The organism is Aliiroseovarius marinus, assembly GCF_050881025.1.
Taxonomy (GTDB): Bacteria; Pseudomonadota; Alphaproteobacteria; order Rhodobacterales; family Rhodobacteraceae; genus Aliiroseovarius; species Aliiroseovarius marinus_A.
Genome location: NZ_JBNNXQ010000003.1, coordinates 257,796 through 275,118 on the forward strand (window position 1 = coordinate 257,796; position 17,323 = coordinate 275,118).

Genomic DNA, 17,323 nt, shown 5'->3' on the forward strand with positions numbered 1-17,323 from the left:
TTATTGAAAGGTCCGAAACGATGAACGCAGCCGCCACCAAGCTTCCCACCGAAATGGGCCTGATCCACTTTGTGGGCATTGGCGGGATTGGCATGTCGGGCATCGCCGAGGTGCTGCTCAATCATGGCTACCGGGTGCAGGGGTCGGACCTGAAACCCTCGAAAATCACCGCGCGTCTGGCTGATCTGGGCGCCGAGATTTTCATTGGCCAGCGCGCCGAGAACCTGGAAAACGCCGAGGTCGTGGTGATCTCATCCGCGATCAAACCGGGCAACCCGGAACTGGACACGGCGCGCGCGCGCGGCCTGCCTGTTGTGCGCCGGGCCGAGATGCTGGCCGAGCTGATGCGCCTTAAATCCAACATCGCGGTGGCAGGCACCCACGGCAAGACGACCACGACGACCATGGTTGCCGAACTGCTGGTCAAAGGCGGCATTGACCCCACCGTGATCAATGGCGGCATCATCCACGCCTATGGATCGAACGCGCGCATGGGGCAGGGCGAATGGATGGTGGTCGAGGCCGACGAAAGCGACGGCACCTTCAATCGCCTGCCTGCCACCATCGCCATCGTGACCAATATCGACCCCGAGCATATGGAGCATTGGGGCGACTTTGACACGCTGCGTCAGGGGTTTCTGGATTTCGTCTCGAACATCCCCTTCTACGGGCTCGCTGTCTGCTGCACCGATCACCCCGAGGTGCAGGCGCTGGTGGGCAAAGTCACCGACCGCCGCGTGGTGACCTATGGCTTCAACGCGCAAGCAGACGTGCGCGCCGTCAACCTGACCTACAAGGCGGGCGTGGCGCATTTCGATATCGAACTGCATAATGAAGACGCTCGCATCGAAGGCTGCACCCTGCCGATGCCCGGCGACCACAACGTCTCCAACGCGCTCTCTGCCGTGGCCGTGGCGCGCCATCTGGGCATGAAACTGGATGAAATCCGCGCAGCTCTGGCCAGCTTTGGCGGCGTGAATCGCCGCTTCACCAAAGTTGGCGAAGTGAACGGCGTCACCATCATCGACGACTACGGCCACCACCCGGTCGAAATCGCAGCCGTGTTGAAAGCCGCGCGCCAGGCCTGCGACGGCAAGGTGATCGCCGTGCACCAACCTCACCGCTTCTCGCGCCTGCACAGCCTGTTTGACGATTTCTGCGCCTGTTTCAACGAGGCCGACGTGGTGGGCATCGCCGAGGTCTTTGCCGCCGGCGAAGACCCCATCGAGGGCGCCTCGCGCGATGACCTTGTCGCCGGGCTTGTGCGCCACGGCCACCGCCACGCCACAGCCATCGACGACGAAGACGCGCTGACCCAATTGGTGAAAACCCACGCCGAACCGGGCGACATGGTCGTGTGCTTGGGCGCCGGTACGATTAGTGCCTGGGCGAATGGGTTGCCTGCCCGGTTGGGATAAGGCGCGGTTTACAGCTGGGCGAACGCGGCCTATCTGTAAGACATGGATATTGTAGATATTGTTGATCGTGAAAGCCTTGAGGTCTGGCTAAAAGAACGCTCACGCGAGGATTGCGCCTGGATCGCCAGCCGTGCAGCGGCACGTGTGTTTCCAATTTGGGTGAAGTATTGTTCTGAAAATAAATCAGGCAATGTCGCCACCTCACCGCTTTTGATTTTGCGCGCGTTGCTCACATCATCCGTCGCCGCAACGTCGATAGACGACAGTATATCTGCTGCTCTGAATGCAGCATCGCAGGGCGCACGTGATGCCGCTGAGAAGGCCTATGACCAGCAAAGCGCGGCCTCGGATGCCGCAAATACAGCGGCCTACGCAGCAAATGAAAGCACAAAAACTGCCGAAGCCGTTGTGTTTGCTGATCGTGCCTTTGCCGGCGAAGGAATGTGGCAGCAAGTTCGGCAAGATGCGCGTATTCTGGAGCGAGCCGGAGAAGGTCTGAAGTTTCCGCTTTGGCACAAGGAAAACCCTTTTCAGGAGATCTGGGAGCGGCAATCGAAAACAGAGCTTTCCCCAGATACACCCTATGAATTCTGGCGCCGCTGGTATGATAGTCTCCTTAATCCAGATGAAAATCCGGTGTTTCCAGATGAAATGCTGAAGAACATCGTTCAAATTCGCGATGAGACATGGTTGCAAGGGGCCGAATCCATTGCTTCGGAAATTGAACGGATTGAAACCAAGCACCGTGGAGTCAGCAACGCTGATCTTCTGATTGTCCGCAGGTTGAAAAGAGATATTTCGCGGCTAGAAGAAAGGCAGGCTGGGCTGATCACGAGCGCCAATGGTTTAAGCAGAGCCTTAAACACCATTTATGAGGAATTTCAAACCGTAGGTGACCATCAGAAGGTCATCAAAAAAGACGTGGACGAAGCTGCTGCGCGCGTAAACGATGCGGTTAGCAACTTCACTAGTCAGTATACAGAGCTTGAATCAGCCTATCAGAAGAAGTTTGACGAAGCGCTCGCCACCTATAAAGCAAATCAAGCTCTCAGGGCACCTGCAGATCTTTGGGCGGATAAGAAAGAAGAGCACGAGCAACGAAAGAAACTAGCGTATTGGTTGTTCCTTTTGGGATTGTTGGGGGTAGCTGGGCTTTCGATCGGGATGGTGTACTTGCTCAGCTCTTCTATTGAAGCCTTTGATACGTTGTTTACGCCGGCGGGTTGTGATCGGACTTTAAACCCCGAGCTTTGTAATGGATTTAGTTTTCGGGGTATGGTCGTCGCAGGCTGTGCCCTGACTTTACTGACTCTTGGCTTGTGGTTCACACGCATTCAGATGAAGCAGTTTCTCGCAGAGCGTCACTTGGCGCTGGACGCGCGTGAGAGATGCGCCTTTGCGCAAAGCTACCTTAGCTTGCTTGCTCAAGGAGATGGCGCGCATGATGAGGCAATAGACCAAAGGGCTTTGGTCTATGCGGCACTTTTCCGTCCCAGCTCCGATGGTATCGTGAAAGATGACGGTGGTGTGGATCCCTCTATCAGTGCTGCTCTCAGCAAGCTGCTCTCTGGTAGGTGATAATTTGCTTTGTCATCTGAAAGACGATCTCAATGCCCCCCTCGCTCATCCTTGCTTGTCTTTGGTTCGTGACCGCCGGCTTCATCGCGCTCACCCCCACGCGCGATCATCATTGGCGGGCCGCTTATGTCTTGATCGCACTGGGCATTCCGCTATTGGTCTTCGTGTTTTATGAAAATGGCCCGTGGGTGGGGCTTTTGGTTTTGGCGGGCGCGATGTCGATCCTGCGTTGGCCGGTGATCTACCTGACCCGTTGGCTGAAGAAGAGGTAAGCGATGGCGCGTCCTGACCAGATTGAGATCCGCGGCAGCCTGATGGCCGACAAAGAGCTGGCCGGGCTGACATGGCTGCGCGTGGGGGGACCTGCGGATTGGCTGTTCATGCCTGCAGATGTTGATGATCTGGCTGCTTTCCTGTCCCAGCTCGACGCCGATATCCCGGTTTTCCCCATGGGCGTCGGGTCGAACCTGATCGTGCGCGATGGCGGCATTCGCGGCGTGGTGATCCGCATGGGGCGCGGGTTTAATGGGGTCGAGATCGAGAAAGATACAGTCACGGCGGGCGTCGCGGCGCTGGACGCCCAGGTGGCGAAGAAAGCCGCCGATGCGGGGCTGGACCTGACCTTTTTGCGCACCATTCCCGGTGCCATTGGTGGGGCCGTTCGCATGAACGCGGGCTGCTATGGCTCTTATATCGCTGATGTTTTTGAGAAAGCCGAGGCCGTCACGCGCGCGGGCGAACGGGTCACTTTGACCGCCCAAGACCTGCAGTTCCAATATCGCCAGACCGAATTGCCTGAGGGCTGGGTGCTGACCCAAGCCACCTTCCGTGCGCCATCGGACGACCCTGCTAACCTGCATGCCCGCATGGAAGCGCAGCTGAAAAAGCGTGATGAAACCCAGCCCACCAAGGACCGCACGGCGGGCTCCACGTTCAGAAATCCCGCAGGCTTCAGCTCGACCGGTCGCGCCGATGACAGCCACGAGCTGAAGGCCTGGAAGGTGATCGAAGACGCGGGCATGCGCGGGGCCACACGCGGCGGCGCACAGATGAATGTGATGCATTCAAACTTCCTGACCAACACCGGCGGGGCCACGGCCGAAGACCTTGAAGGCCTTGGGGAAGAGGTCAGAAAAAAGGTTTACGAAACGAGTGGCTTGCAGCTACAATGGGAAATCAAGCGCGTAGGTGAACCGGCCGCGAAATAGGCAGGCACCCACGGGCAAGACAAAGCGACCCAAGGCACAGAACCGACGGGCGCGAACGAGAGGTCGGGCAGGCCCTGAAGATGCGAAAGAAACGACGTGGCGCAAAGCCGCGCAGATTTCGTCTCAGGGGCGGTACAGCCTCAACTATAAACCGCGATGACGCGGGGAAAAGGCCGGAAACGGCAGGGCAGTCGGTCGCTTGGCGACCTGGTACGAGGCATTACAGGCATGTCGGAGCATTCCGTCAGCAAGGTTGTTGTTCTATTGGGTGGTCCCTCGGCGGAGCGCGAGGTTTCGCTTGTGTCGGGTGATGAATGCGCCAAGGCGCTGCGTGATGAAGGCTTTGATGTCGTGGAAATCGACGCGGGCCCGGATCTGGCTGAACGTCTGCGCGCCGAAGCCCCCGACGTGGTGTTCAACGCGCTGCATGGCCGCTGGGGCGAAGATGGCTGCGTGCAGGGCGTGCTGGAATGGCTGCAAATCCCCTATACCCATTCGGGCGTTCTGGCCTCGTCTCTGGCGATGGACAAAGAACGCGCCAAGGGCGTATTCCGGGCGGCAGGCTTGCCGGTCGTGGACAGTCTTCTGGCCTCAAAATCCGAGGTGGAAGCCGCCCATGTGATGGCGCCACCTTACGTGGTGAAACCCAATAACGAAGGCTCGTCTGTCGGCATCTACATCGTGGCCGAGGGCGCCAATACGCCGCCCAAACTGGCCGCCACCATGCCCGAGACCGTGATGGTCGAAACCTATGCGCCGGGGCGCGAGTTGACCACCGCCGTGATGGGCGACCGGGCGCTCGGCGTAACCGATATCCTGACCGATGGCTGGTATGACTACGACGCGAAATACGTTGAAGGTGGGTCGCGCCACGTGATCCCCGCCGACATCCCGGCGGACATTGAAGCCGCCTGTCTGGACTACGCCTTGCGCGCCCATAATGCGCTTGGCTGCCGGGGCGTCAGCCGCACCGATTTCCGCTGGGATGAGGCGCGCGGGCTGGACGGGTTGATCCTTTTGGAAACCAACACCCAGCCGGGCATGACCCCCACATCGCTGGCCCCTGAACAGGGCGCACACGCCGGCATGAACTTCGGGGCCTTCTGCAAATGGATGGTCGAGGAGGCGTCATGCAACCGATGACCCCGCCACCCGGCCAGCCGCAGGTCTATCATTCCGTCGCCGCTCCGCGGGCGGGCGGGGCCCCTCAATCCGCCCCACAAACTGGCGCACAGGCTGACAAGCAGCGCCGTGACCCAGCGCCCTCGCGTCTGGCCTATAAGGCGCATCGGCTTTGGCTGACCCCGTTTTTCCGCGCCTTCCTGCGCGTGGGCCTGCCAGTCTTTGCCGTGCTTTTGGCCACGGGTTGGTATTTCTCGAACCCCACCAACCGCTATGCGATTGGCGAAAAGCTGACCAGCATGAAGCGTTCGGTGCAAGAGCGCCCGGAGTTTATGGTCAAGCTGATGGCGGTCGAAGGAGCGACGCCGATTGTGGATGAGGCCGTGCGCCAGATGCTGCCCATCGACTTCCCGATTTCCAGTTTTGATCTGAACCTCGACACGATGCGCGGCGAGATCATGAAGCTGGACGTGATCAAAGATGCCGAACTGCGCATCCGCCCCGGCGGCGTGCTGGAGGTCGAGATCACCGAACGCGACCCGGTCATCCTGTGGAAACATGATGGCATCATTGACATGCTGGATGCAGATGGCTTCCGCGTGGCCAGCCTGACCTCGCGTGCCGCCCGCGCTGACCTGCCGCTGATTGCCGGGGCAGGGGCCGAAGAGGCCGTGCAGGAAGCGCGCGCGCTGATCGCCACCGCGGCACCACTTGGCACGGGCCTGCGTGGCCTTGTGCGTGTGGGTCAACGCCGCTGGGATCTGGTCCTGGAAACCGGGCCACGCATCATGCTGCCCGCCGATCACCCGGTATCCGCCTTGCAGCAGGTGATTGCGCTGGATCAGGCGCAAGACCTGCTGACCCGTGATTTGAAAACCGTAGATATGAGAACCCCTGAACGCCCGACGCTTCGTCTGGGCGACCCGGCCGTGGAAGAGTTGCGCCGGATCAAGGGGATCGCAGTTGGAGAGCCTTCGCAATGACCGATCTCTATAGCCAACAACGCGCCATGCGCGCCATGCGCGAAGCCGCCATGCAACGTGGCGTGATTGCCATACTGGATGTGGGCAGTGCCAAGATCGGCTGCCTGATCCTGCGCTTTGACGGGCCGGATCAGTTTCGCGAAAGCGATGGGGTTGGCGCGATGGCGGGGCAAAGCGCCTTTCGGGTCATCGGTGCGGCCACCACCCGCTCGCGCGGGGTGCGGTTTGGTGAGATTGACGCGATGCAGGAAACCGAACGCGCCATTCGTACTGCGGTGCAGGCGGCGCAAAAAATGGCCAATCTGCGGGTTGATCACGTGATTGCCTGTTTCTCGGGCGCCAATCCGCGGTCCTACGGGTTGGATGGTGCGGTTGATATTGATGGGCGCGCGGTCTCGGAAGATGACGTGGCGCGTGTGCTGGCGTCTTGCGATATGCCCGAGATCGGCGAGGGCCGCGAAGTTCTGCACGCCCAGCCCGTTAATTTCGCGCTGGATCACCGCTCAGGCCTTGGAGATCCGCGCGGCCAGATCGGCAACCGGCTGGCCGTCGACATGCATGTGCTGACGGTTGATTCAGCTGTCATCCAGAACCTGCTTTACTGCATCAAGCGCTGTGACCTTGAGGTCGCAGGGCTGGCCAGCTCGGCCTATGTGTCGGGGATTTCCTCGCTGGTCGAGGATGAGCAGGAACTTGGCGCGGCCTGTATCGACCTTGGCGGTGGATCAACTGGCCTGTCCATCTTCATGAAAAAGCACATGATTTACGCCGACAGCGTGCGGCTGGGTGGGGATCATGTGACCTCGGATATCTCCAAGGGGCTGCAGGTGCCTTTGGCCACGGCCGAGCGGATCAAAACCTTCTATGGCGGCGTTGTTGCAACCGGGATGGATGATCGCGAGATGATCGAGATCGGCGGTGACACGGGCGATTGGGAACATGACCGTCGCACCGTCAGCCGCGCCGAGCTGATCGGCATCATGCGCCCGCGCGTGGAAGAAATCCTAGAAGACGTGCGCATGAGGCTGGATGCGGCCGGGTTTGATCACCTGCCCAGCCAGTCCATCGTGCTGACGGGCGGGGGCAGTCAGATCCCGGGTCTGGACGGGCTGGCGCCGAAGATCCTTGGCCAGCAAGTGCGCATCGGACGTCCCTTGCGCGTGCAGGGCTTGCCGCAGGCGGCCACGGGGGCGGGGTTCTCGTCTGCTGTGGGTCTGTGCCTGTTTGCTGCCCATCCGCAGGATGAATGGTGGGATTTCGAGATCCCGGCAGAAACCTACCCGGCACGCAGCCTGCGCCGGGCCTTCAAGTGGTTCAAGGACAATTGGTAAGACCCACTCTGCGCTGACATATCCCAATTCCGACCTTTCGCCCCCATATCCGGGGGTTTCGGCGAAATCCTGCTGAATTTCGCCTGATAACCCCAATATTTTGCGGGTTTTACGGCCTTTAGGGCGTGACGCGCCCCTTGTTTTCCGGTTAACATAGACAAAACGAGGCAGTTCCCGGCGATTCAGTCGGTCAAAAAACATATATGTCGTGACCGGGGGACATCGGTGCGACGCGGACATAAACAGGCGGACACATCATGACTTTGAACCTCACCATGCCCGGTCAGGAAGAGTTGAAACCTCGTATCACCGTGTTTGGTGTCGGCGGTGCCGGTGGCAACGCGGTCAACAACATGATCGAGAAAGAACTCGAGGGCGTAGAATTTGTCGTGGCAAACACGGATGCGCAGGCGCTGCAGCATTCCAATGCCAAGGACCGCATCCAGATGGGTGTGAAAGTGACCGAAGGGCTGGGCGCTGGTGCGCGGGCCTCGGTTGGCGCGGCGGCAGCCGAAGAAAGCATTGAACAGATTGTCGAACATCTGGCAGGCGCACATATGTGCTTCATCACCGCTGGCATGGGCGGCGGCACCGGCACGGGCGCGGCCCCGATCATCGCACAGGCCGCCCGCGAGTTGGGCGTTCTGACCGTAGGTGTTGTCACCAAGCCCTTCCAGTTCGAAGGCGCCAAACGTATGCGCCAGGCGGAAGACGGTGTCGAAGCCCTGCAGAAAATGGTCGACACGCTGATCATCATCCCCAACCAGAACCTGTTCCGTCTGGCCAACGAGAAAACCACCTTCACCGAGGCGTTTTCGATGGCAGATGACGTTCTGTATCAAGGTGTTAAGGGCGTGACGGACCTGATGGTCCGCCCCGGTCTGATCAACCTCGACTTTGCCGATGTGCGCGCCGTGATGGACGAGATGGGCAAGGCCATGATGGGCACCGGCGAAAGCGCGGGCGAAGATCGCGCCGTTCAGGCCGCCGAGAAAGCCATCGCCAACCCGCTTCTGGACGAAATCAGCCTGCGTGGCGCGAAGGGCGTGTTGATCAACATCACCGGCGGCTACGACCTGACGCTGTTTGAACTGGACGAAGCGGCCAACCGCATTCGTGAAGAGGTGGACCCGGACGCCAACATCATCGTCGGCTCGACGCTGGACGAAACCATGGAAGGCGGTATGCGCGTGTCTGTGGTTGCCACCGGTATCGACGCCTCTGAGGTGCAGATGGACATCCCCGTGCCGCGCCGTTCGCTGGCCGAACCGCTGCAGTCGCCGATCGAAGTCGAACAGAAGCTGGAAGCAGAAGCGCCCGCAGCGATTGATGCGGCCGCCGCAATTGATGCAGCCCCCGCGCCCTCAGCCGCGCAGGTTGAAACACCCGCGCCTGCAACCGAGCCGAGCCTCTTTGGTGACATGGACGCCACCGCTGCAGCTGAAGAAGAGCAGCTGGAAAACGTGTTCCCGGCAGAAAGTGCTGGTGGTGATCTTCCGCCGCCCGCCTATCAGCCGCGCGAAGAGGTCGCTCAGGCGCCCGCTCCCGCAGGGCAGTCACAGTTCGGCAACGAGCCGGGTGTTGCGCAGTTCGTAGCCCCCAAAGCTCCCGCGCCGGGCACGCCGTCGCCCGAAGCGATGGCACGCCTTCAGGCTGCTGTGCACAACCAGCCCCGCGCACAAGGCGCAGCACCTGCGCAACCCGCTGCACCCACTGCTGGCGATGCGTCCGGGCAGGACAAGCCGCGCTTTGGCATCAACTCGCTGATCAACCGGATGACCGGGGCAGGGGCATCGGATAACGCCGCCGCCGCCGCCCGTCAGCAACCGCCTGTCACCCCTGCCGCACCAGAGGAGCAGCCCGTTGCCCATCAGGCGCCGCAAGCGCAGGATGCTGACCAGGAAAAGGTGGAAATCCCCGCCTTCCTGCGCCGTCAGGCCAACTGAGTGTCATACCCGCCCAACTGATCCGGGCGGGCCGACACAAGACAAAACACCACGCCCGCCGCGCGATCCGCATCGCGCGGCGGTTTTTTCACTTTGAAGCGTTTCGGGATAAACTTGAGGCTCATGTTTATCTCGAAACGCTTAGGACATAGATAGCTTTTGCCGCGTTTCGGTTTTCTCCTGTCTCAGGTTAAAACCGAAACGCTTTGGTTAACAACGCAGCTGGCATGTTTCCGCTGGGCGTTCGCGGCGTTAAGCCAATGAACAGCCTGTTGCGGTAGCTCGTGAAAAACTGATTATTTACAGGTGTTTGTGGGGTGAAATTGGGGGTGTCGGCGAAAAGCTGCCATCCCGAAATCGCATGTTACAAACCATTACAGAGGTTTGAATTGAGATTAACCTTCGCGGCAATTACCCATGACCTACCGGGCAAAACCCCGGTGTGCGCTATAATTGGCATCGGAATGGGCGCAGGGATCGGGCAGCGATCCTGCCAGTCCGAGACACTGCCAAAAGACACTCTGCCAAAGGCAGATGACCTATGATCAGGCCTCCCCGACCACTCCATACGGGGGGCGCTGGTCAGACGGTCAGGCGGCAGGCTCCCTGAATGGGGCCGGGCCGCAGGCGCAAGGAAAGACGGTTCACCGCGGGGATATGTCCCTGTCATCGGTGGGCAGATATCGAGGCAACCAAAGAGGCTCACGTGCAAACCACGATTGCCAGCACTGCTAGTTTCACCGGAACCGGGCTCCATTCGGGGCGCCCGGCGCGGCTGCGCGTCAAACCGGCTTCGGCGGAATACGGTATTTGGTTCAAACGCACCGATATTGACGACGGGCGCGATAACCTTGTGCCGGTGCATTGGGCCTCGGGCGTGCCATCGCCCTTGTGCACGGTGATCCGCAACGAGGCGGGCGTCGAGGTCAAGACCATCGAACATATCATGGCCGCCATCGTGGGCTGTGGCATTCACAATGCGCTGATCGAGCTTGATGGGCCGGAAGTGCCGATCATGGATGGCAGTGCGGCGCGGTTTGTCGACGGGCTGATCAAAGCTGGCGTGCGCGAATTGGCAGCACCCGTGCGCGTGATCGAGATTCTTGAGCCGGTCGAATTTTGTCGCGGCGAAGGGGACGAGGCCGCCTGGGCACGTCTGGAGCCTTCGGACGGGTTCGAAATTGATTTCCACATTTCCTTCCCGGACAAAGCCATCGGCACACAAGAGATGCGTCTGGATATGTCCAACGGCAATTTCGTGCGCGAATTGTCGGATTGCCGCACCTTCTGTCGTCAGGCCGATGTCGAAGCCATGCACAAAGCCGGTTTGGCTTTGGGCGGCACGTATGAAAACGCCGTTGTGGTTGATGATGACAAAGTCTTGTCCCCCGGCGGCCTGCGCCGTGCGGATGAAGCGGTGCGTCACAAGATGCTGGACGCCTTGGGTGACCTTGCCTTGGCCGGCGCGCCTTTGAAAGCACGCTATGTGGGCCACCGTGCGGGCCATGCGATCACCAATGAACTGCTGCGCAAGCTGTTTGACACGCCGGGCGCCTGGCGCGTGGTAACCTGTGACGCGCAAGCAGCCCGCCGCCTTCCGGGTGTTGGGGTGCGGCGCTCTGACCTGCCGATGAGCGCGTAATGCGCCTGCCGGTCTGACGCAGCCTGTCTGGGTAGAGTGTCCGCGCAGATTGACTGGGCAGATTGTCGCCGATAATCAAAAGCTTGCCGTGTCCTCTGGGCGCGGCTTTCTTGCTTCTGGGCGGGTATTTTGTGCCCTTTTCTCACCTCATCTTGCAACTCGTGGTGAAAATTGCGTCGCAAACCATTTTGCCTTGAAAAAATGTGTGCTACGACAAGCGGGAACATGCGGCGCGCGCGGGTTTGCAGCGCGCTCTGAGCAGCATTGATTGGGGTGACACGGATCATGATCCGCGCGAATTTCGGCAAAGCCATTGGCATCGCATTGGTCTCGGCACTGGGGCTCACCTCTTGTGGCGGAGGCTCGGGCAGCTTGGGTTTCGGCAGCCTTGGTGGCAGCTCTGGCGGCAGCTCGGGAAGTCTTGGATTCGGCGGCTCCGGCGGGGGCGGCGGCTGGTTCGCGGACCCGGTCGAACGCAAGCCCATTGAAGAATGGAGCGCGGAAGAGATTTTCAAGCGCGGTGAATACGATCTTGAAAACGGGGACTACGAAGAAGCGGCCAAATGGTTTGGCGAGGTGGAACGCCTGTACCCCTATTCCGAATGGGCCAAGCGCGCGTTGATCATGCAGGCCTTTGCCTATCACAAAGAGGCCGATTTCGAACAATCGCGCGCCACCGCGCAGCGCTATATCGACTTTTACCCTGCCGAAGAAGATGCAGGCTATGCCCAGTATCTTCTGGCGCTCAGCTATTACGATCAGATTGACGAGATCGGTCGCGATCAGGGCCTGACCTATCAGGCGTTGCAAGCCCTGCGTGTGGTGATCGAACGCTACCCGGATACGGAATATGCGAAATCTGCGATCCTGAAATTTGATCTGGCCTTTGACCATCTGGCGGCCAAGGAAATGGAAATTGGGCGCTACTATCTGAAGCGCAAGCATTACTCGGCAGCGATCAATCGCTTCCGCGTGGTGGTAGAGCAGTTCCAGACCACCACCCATGTGGCCGAAGCGCTGCACCGTCTGGTGGAAAGCTACCTGTCGCTTGGCCTGACGAACGAGGCACAGACCGCAGGCGCCATTCTGGGTCACAACTTCCAGTCGACCGATTGGTATCAGGACAGTTATCGCCTGCTGACCAAACGCGGGTTGAAGCCGGAAGCCAAAGGCGACAGCTGGCTGCGCAAGGTGCACCGTCAGTTGATCAAGGGCGAGTGGCTCTGAGCGCTGACGGGCAGGGCCGCGCGCGTGCGTTGGCTCGTGTGAATTTGGGGCGCGAGTGGGGACGCGATGCTGCGATCACTTGATATCCGCGATCTGTTGATCATTGATCGGCTGGCGCTGGAGTTTCAGCCGGGCCTGAATGTGCTGACCGGTGAAACCGGGGCGGGCAAATCCATCTTGCTGGACAGTCTGGGCTTTGTGCTGGGATGGCGCGGGCGTGCTGATCTGGTGCGTGCCGGTGCCGATCAGGGCGAGGTCGAGGCGGTGTTTGATTTGCCGGGTGACCACCCGGCCCGTACGGTTCTGGAGGATGCGGGCATCCCCGCCGAGGATGAGCTGGTTCTGCGCAGGGTGAACCGGGCGGACGGGCGCAAAACGGCTTGGGTGAATGACCGCCGCGCCTCGGGCGAGGTTTTGCGCGCGCTGTCTGACACGCTTGTGGAATTGCATGGGCAACAGGATGATCGCGGTCTTTTAAACCCGCGCATGCATCGCAGGCTTTTGGACAGTTTTGGCCAGCTGGACCCGCATATTGCCGAGGTAAAGGCTGCGTGGCGCGCTTTGTCTGCCAGCCGAAAAGCCCTGTCAGAGGCGCAAGCGGCTTTGGATGCGGCGCGCGCGGAAGAAGAGTTTCTGCGCCACGCCGTGGGCGAGTTGGACGCGCTGGCGCCAGAGCCGGGCGAAGATGCCGAACTGGATGCGCGCCGCCGCTTGATGCAGGCGGCCGAACGCATTGGCGAGGATATCACCAAGGCGCATCAGGCCTTGGGATCAGGCGAAGGGGCCGAGGCGCGCATGGGCGACGCCCTGCGCTGGCTTGAGGGCGCATCAGAGCAGGCGGGCGACGTTTTGAACGCTCCGATCGAAGCGTTGGGCCGCGCGATGAACGAGCTGGCCGAAGCGGCGTCTGGGGTGGAAGTGGCGCTGGATCAGCTTTCGTTCAATCCGCATGAACTGGAACAGGCCGAAGAGCGGCTGTTTGCGATCCGCGCCATGGCGCGCAAGCATCAGGTGGCGCCGGATGATCTGGGCGAATTTGCCGATGGTCTGCGGGTCAAGCTGTCTGCTCTGGATCAGGGGGCCGGGGCGATTGGCGCGCTGGAAGAGGCCGTGCGAAGCGCTGATGCCGACTATCAGAACGCCGCAGATCGCCTGAGCACGGAACGGCAAAAAGCGGCCAAACGTCTGGACAAGGCGATGGGCGACGAGCTTGCGCCGCTCAAGATGGAGCGCGCTGTTTTTGAAACTGCCGTGACCCCGTCTGATGCCGGGCCAGACGGGCAGGATGCGGTGACCTTCACCGTCGCCACCAATCCGGGCGCGCCTGCCGGGCCACTAAACAAGATTGCCTCGGGCGGGGAACTTAGCCGGTTTCTTTTGGCCCTGAAGGTTTGTCTGACCAAAGACGCGGGCGGATTGACCATGATCTTCGACGAGATCGACCGGGGTGTTGGCGGCGCGACCGCCGATGCGGTCGGGCGCCGGCTGGCGGGGCTGGCCCAAGGGGGGCAGGTGCTTGTGGTCACGCACAGCCCGCAGGTCGCCGCACTTGGCGGGCATCACTGGCGGGTGAGCAAAACCGTGACCGACGGGATCACCCTGTCCAGCGTCGTGCCTTTGGCCCAATCTGAACGCGTGGACGAGATTGCGCGCATGGTATCTGGTGACACGATCACCGATGCGGCCCGCGCGGCTGCCGAGGCGCTCTTGCGCGGCTGAGCCTCTATTCTTGCGGCACCAGTTTCCCTGGGTTCAGGATGCCCTTGGGGTCCAGCGCGGTTTTGATGTCGCCCATAAGCGGCCAGGCTTGCCCGTGTTCCGCATGCATCAGCCCCAGTTTGCCCATGCCAATCCCGTGCTCGCCGGTGATCGTGCCGCCCAGTGACAGGGCGCGTTCGCTCATCGAGCGGGCCAAAGATTTGGCGCGGGTCATTTCCTCCGGTGCGGCGGGATCAATCAACAGAATGGCGTGGAAGTTTCCGTCGCCAACATGGCCCAGGATCGGCCCCAACAGCCCTGATCCGGCAATCTCGGCGCGGGTTTCTTCAACAGCGTGGGCCAGTTGAGAAATCGGCACGCAGATATCGGTGACCATGGCGCGCGCATTGGGGCGCAAGGCACAGATCGCGTAAAACGCATGGTGGCGGATTTTCCACAACGCGTTGCGGTCCTCGGTCTTGGTGGCGTGCTGGAACGGGCCAGCACCGAAATCCTGCACGATCTCGCCGAAAGCCTGGCTGGCTTCGGCAACGGCCGCAGGAGAGCCCTGAAACTCGACCAGCAGATGGGGTTTTTCTGGCATATCCGTGCCCGCATAGGCGTTGAAGGCGCGCGCCGTATCGGCATCGACAAATTCGATGCGCGCCACCGGAATGCCCATCTGGATCACCAGCTGGACCGCGGTGACCGCGGCGGTCATATCGGGGAAGGGGCAGATGCCCGCGCTTGTCACCTCGGGAATGCCATGCAGACGCAGGGTCAGTTCGGTGATGATGCCCAGCGTGCCCTCGGAGCCAAGAAACAGCGCCGTCAGGTCATAGCCCGAGGCGGATTTTGCCGCCCGTGACCCGGTCTTGATGACGCGCCCGTCGGCCAGCACCACGCTCAGCCCCAGAACATTGTCGCGCATCGACCCATAGCGCACCGTTGTGGTGCCCGAGGCGCGCGTGGCCGCCATACCCCCAAGCGAGGCATTGGCACCGGGGTCCACCGGAAAGAACAGGCCCAGATGGCGCAATTCGCGGTTCAGCTCTTCACGTGTCAGGCCCGGCCCCACCACCGCGATCATATCGCCGGGATCTGCGGATTTCAGCGCGTTCATGCGCCGCGTGTCGATGCAGATGCCTCCGTGAGGCGCGCTGGTATGGCCTTCAAGCGATGTGCCCGCGCCAAATCCGATCACCGGGATGGCGTGGCTGTTGCACAGCGACAGGATGCGCGACACCTCTTGCGTTGTTTCGGGCCAGACCACCGCATCGGGCGGGGCAGGGGCGAAATGCGTCTCGGAACCGCCATGCTGTTCCAGTTCGGACTTGGAGCGGCTCAGGCGATCGCCTAGAAATGACGAAAGCTCGGTTAATACGGTGTTGATGGACATCCCATTCTCCCCAGAACAGCCGGATCAACTTATGGTAAACAGACCAGCAAGAAAAGGCTGTGCGCGCGGGGGGCCATGATAAAACAAGTAAAATTGTTTGCATTGCGTTTACGAAGCTTCGGGCGTGCAACACTGTCCAATGGCTGGAAACTATGGCGTGAAAATGCCTCCAGCCAGTTGCAGTTCTGGTGCCTTGCATTGGTGATCGGCGTGGCCTCGGGATTCGCAGCACTGCTGTTTCGAAAAGGCATCGAGACGCTGCAGGCCTCGCTTTACGGAACAGATGATCTGGCGCATCTGCACAGCTTTGCTCAAACGCTGCCATGGTATTGGATATTGCTTCTTCCGGCCGTGGGCGGGCTTGTGGTTGGCGTGGTGCTGAACTGGTTCACCCATGACGGGCGCGTGCGGTCCGTCGCGGATGTGATCGAGGGCGCGGCGCTGTGGGAAGGCCGGGTGGAACGCCGCGCCGGGCTTGGCTCGGCGTTGGCGTCTCTGATCACCTTGTCCACCGGCGGATCGTCAGGGCGCGAAGGGCCGGTGGTGCATTTGGCCGCGGTGATTTCCAGCTGGGTATCGGTCCGGATCGGGGCCAATGGCATCACCGGGCGCGACCTCTTGGGCTGTGCCGTTGCCGCTGCCGTCTCGGCCAGCTTCAACGCCCCCATCGCAGGCGCGCTTTTCGCGTTGGAGGTCGTGCTGCGCCACTTTGCGGTGCACGCCTTTGCCCCCATCGCCATTGCCTCGGTCGCGGGCACGGTGATCAACCGGATCGAATATGGCGGCGTGACCGAATTTGTCCTGCCCGCCGAAGGCTCGCTGGCCTTCTATGTGGAATTGCCCGCCTTCCTGATCCTTGGTCTTTTGTGCGGGTTTGTGGCCGTGGTCCTGATGCGCGCAATTTTCTGGAGCGATGATCTGGGCACCGCCCTGCAGCAAAAGATGCATCTGCCGAAAGTGCTGCGCCCCGCTCTGGCCGGGTTGATGCTGGGGGCCATCGCCATTGCCTTCCCGCATATCATCGGCGTCGGCTATGAAACCACGTCGGCCGCGCTGACCGGCATCCTGCCCTTGCACGTGGCCATCCTTTATGCCGTTGTCAAAGTGGCCGCCGTGGCGATCACCATGGCGGGCCGCATGGGCGGCGGTGTGTTTTCCCCGGCGCTGATGGTGGGCGCGCTGACCGGTCTGGCCTTTGGCATCATCGCCACCGCCATCTTCCCGGATGTCTCTGGTTCGGAAACGCTTTATGCGCTTGCCGGCATGGGTGCGGTCGCTGCCGCCGTGCTGGGTGCCCCCATCTCTACCACGCTTATCGTCTTTGAACTGACGGGGGACTGGCAGACCGGGATCGCCGTGATGGCCGCCGTGTCTCTGTCCACGGCCCTTGCCAGCCGGCTTGTCGATCGCAGCTTCTTCCTGACCCAGTTGGAACGGCGCAATATTCATCTGGCGGCGGGTCCGCAGGCGTATCTCTTGTCCACCGTGCGCGTGGCCAAGGTGATGCGAGATCGCGAGCACGCCCGCGCCGCGGATGAAGAACACTGCTGGGAGCTGATCGAACGTGGCACCTATGTGGACGGCAACACCACGCTTGACGCGGCCATGCCGATTTTCGAGGCCACGGGAGAGGCCTTTATCCCCGTGGTGACCCTGGGCGGTGAGGGCGACCCGCCCGAGCTTTGGGGCGCGATTTTCCACGTGGATGCGTTGAAGGCTTTCAACAAGGCACTGTCAGAAACGGCGGCTGAAGAGCATTCTTAAAGCGTTT

At 61.0% G+C, this 17,323-nt stretch carries 14 protein-coding genes; 12 read left to right on the forward strand and 2 right to left on the reverse strand.

The window, feature by feature from the left end; genetic code table 11:
- Positions 1-20 precede the first annotated feature (20 nt).
- The 8 genes from murC (at position 21) to ftsZ (ending at position 9,586) form a co-directional block, all read left to right on the forward strand.
- Positions 21-1,418 (forward strand): UDP-N-acetylmuramate--L-alanine ligase, encoded by a 1,398-nt coding sequence (murC, locus tag ACRY08_RS10505; protein ID WP_432449873.1) that lies wholly within the window; start codon positions 21-23, stop codon positions 1,416-1,418.
- Positions 1,419-1,460: 42 nt separating this feature from the next.
- The gene (locus ACRY08_RS10510) at positions 1,461-2,996 is read left to right on the forward strand and encodes a DUF6161 domain-containing protein (protein ID WP_432449874.1); all 1,536 of its coding nucleotides are present in this window, start codon (positions 1,461-1,463) and stop codon (positions 2,994-2,996) included.
- Between the two features lie 32 nt (positions 2,997-3,028).
- Positions 3,029-3,268, forward strand: coding sequence for a DUF2484 family protein (locus tag ACRY08_RS10515; RefSeq protein WP_432449875.1), 240 nt, complete (start codon positions 3,029-3,031; stop codon positions 3,266-3,268).
- A 3-nt stretch (positions 3,269-3,271) separates the two neighbouring features.
- Entirely contained in the window at positions 3,272-4,204 is a 933-nt protein-coding gene (gene murB / locus ACRY08_RS10520; RefSeq protein WP_432449876.1) for a UDP-N-acetylmuramate dehydrogenase, read from the forward strand.
- Positions 4,205-4,432: 228 nt separating this feature from the next.
- Positions 4,433-5,347, forward strand: coding sequence for a D-alanine--D-alanine ligase (locus ACRY08_RS10525; RefSeq protein ID WP_432449877.1), 915 nt, complete (start codon positions 4,433-4,435; stop codon positions 5,345-5,347).
- Positions 5,335-6,309: a cell division protein FtsQ/DivIB gene (locus ACRY08_RS10530; RefSeq protein WP_432449878.1), complete on the forward strand. Its 975-nt coding sequence runs from the start codon at positions 5,335-5,337 to the stop codon at positions 6,307-6,309. The genes ACRY08_RS10525 and ACRY08_RS10530 overlap by 13 nt, the downstream gene beginning before the upstream one ends.
- On the forward strand, positions 6,306-7,640 hold the full coding sequence (gene ftsA / locus ACRY08_RS10535; RefSeq protein WP_432449879.1) for a cell division protein FtsA: 1,335 nt from the start codon (positions 6,306-6,308) through the stop codon (positions 7,638-7,640). Before ACRY08_RS10530 ends, ftsA begins: the two co-directional genes overlap by 4 nt.
- Before the next feature lie 257 nt (positions 7,641-7,897).
- Positions 7,898-9,586 (forward strand): cell division protein FtsZ, encoded by a 1,689-nt coding sequence (ftsZ, locus tag ACRY08_RS10540; protein ID WP_432449880.1) that lies wholly within the window; start codon positions 7,898-7,900, stop codon positions 9,584-9,586.
- Here ftsZ and ACRY08_RS10545 read toward each other — a convergent pair.
- Entirely contained in the window at positions 9,574-9,711 is a 138-nt protein-coding gene (locus ACRY08_RS10545; RefSeq protein WP_432449881.1) for a hypothetical protein, read from the reverse strand. The two genes, ftsZ and ACRY08_RS10545, sit on opposite strands and share 13 nt — an antisense overlap.
- 581 nt (positions 9,712-10,292) lie before the next feature.
- On the opposite strand from ACRY08_RS10545, the gene lpxC reads away from it, so the two are divergent.
- From lpxC to recN, 3 genes are all read left to right on the forward strand, one after another.
- On the forward strand, positions 10,293-11,228 hold the full coding sequence (gene lpxC / locus ACRY08_RS10550) for a UDP-3-O-acyl-N-acetylglucosamine deacetylase (protein ID WP_432449882.1): 936 nt from the start codon (positions 10,293-10,295) through the stop codon (positions 11,226-11,228).
- A 273-nt stretch (positions 11,229-11,501) separates the two neighbouring features.
- Entirely contained in the window at positions 11,502-12,455 is a 954-nt protein-coding gene (locus ACRY08_RS10555; RefSeq protein WP_432449883.1) for an outer membrane protein assembly factor BamD, read from the forward strand.
- Positions 12,456-12,521: 66 nt separating this feature from the next.
- A complete protein-coding gene (gene recN / locus ACRY08_RS10560; RefSeq protein ID WP_432449884.1) occupies positions 12,522-14,174 on the forward strand; it encodes a DNA repair protein RecN in 1,653 nt (550 codons plus the stop codon).
- 4 nt (positions 14,175-14,178) lie between these two features.
- On the opposite strand, the gene ACRY08_RS10565 is transcribed toward recN, so the two are convergent.
- Positions 14,179-15,552 carry an FAD-binding oxidoreductase gene (locus ACRY08_RS10565; protein WP_432449885.1) on the reverse strand — a complete coding sequence of 458 codons (1,374 nt, stop codon included), beginning with the start codon at positions 15,550-15,552 and terminating at the stop codon, positions 14,179-14,181.
- 75 nt (positions 15,553-15,627) lie between these two features.
- Between ACRY08_RS10565 and ACRY08_RS10570 the strand changes: the two genes are divergently transcribed.
- Complete coding sequence (locus ACRY08_RS10570) at positions 15,628-17,316, forward strand: chloride channel protein (protein WP_432449886.1); 1,689 nt, start codon at positions 15,628-15,630, stop codon at positions 17,314-17,316.
- Positions 17,317-17,323: the final 7 nt, after the last annotated feature.

Bases quoted from the DNA above. Each gene is read 5' to 3' on its own strand.
- murC (WP_432449873.1), top strand. From the start codon at position 21: ATGAACGCAGCCGCCACCAAGCTTCCCACCGAAATGGGCCTGATCCAC.
- ACRY08_RS10510 (WP_432449874.1), top strand. From the start codon at position 1,461: ATGGATATTGTAGATATTGTTGATCGTGAAAGCCTTGAGGTCTGGCTA.
- ACRY08_RS10515 (WP_432449875.1), top strand. From the start codon at position 3,029: ATGCCCCCCTCGCTCATCCTTGCTTGTCTTTGGTTCGTGACCGCCGGC.
- murB (WP_432449876.1), top strand. From the start codon at position 3,272: ATGGCGCGTCCTGACCAGATTGAGATCCGCGGCAGCCTGATGGCCGAC.
- ACRY08_RS10525 (WP_432449877.1), top strand. From the start codon at position 4,433: ATGTCGGAGCATTCCGTCAGCAAGGTTGTTGTTCTATTGGGTGGTCCC.
- ACRY08_RS10530 (WP_432449878.1), top strand. From the start codon at position 5,335: ATGCAACCGATGACCCCGCCACCCGGCCAGCCGCAGGTCTATCATTCC.
- ftsA (WP_432449879.1), top strand. From the start codon at position 6,306: ATGACCGATCTCTATAGCCAACAACGCGCCATGCGCGCCATGCGCGAA.
- ftsZ (WP_432449880.1), top strand. From the start codon at position 7,898: ATGACTTTGAACCTCACCATGCCCGGTCAGGAAGAGTTGAAACCTCGT.
- ACRY08_RS10545 (WP_432449881.1), bottom strand. From the start codon at position 9,711: ATGAGCCTCAAGTTTATCCCGAAACGCTTCAAAGTGAAAAAACCGCCG.
- recN (WP_432449884.1), top strand. From the start codon at position 12,522: ATGCTGCGATCACTTGATATCCGCGATCTGTTGATCATTGATCGGCTG.
- ACRY08_RS10565 (WP_432449885.1), bottom strand. From the start codon at position 15,552: ATGTCCATCAACACCGTATTAACCGAGCTTTCGTCATTTCTAGGCGAT.
- ACRY08_RS10570 (WP_432449886.1), top strand. From the start codon at position 15,628: ATGATAAAACAAGTAAAATTGTTTGCATTGCGTTTACGAAGCTTCGGG.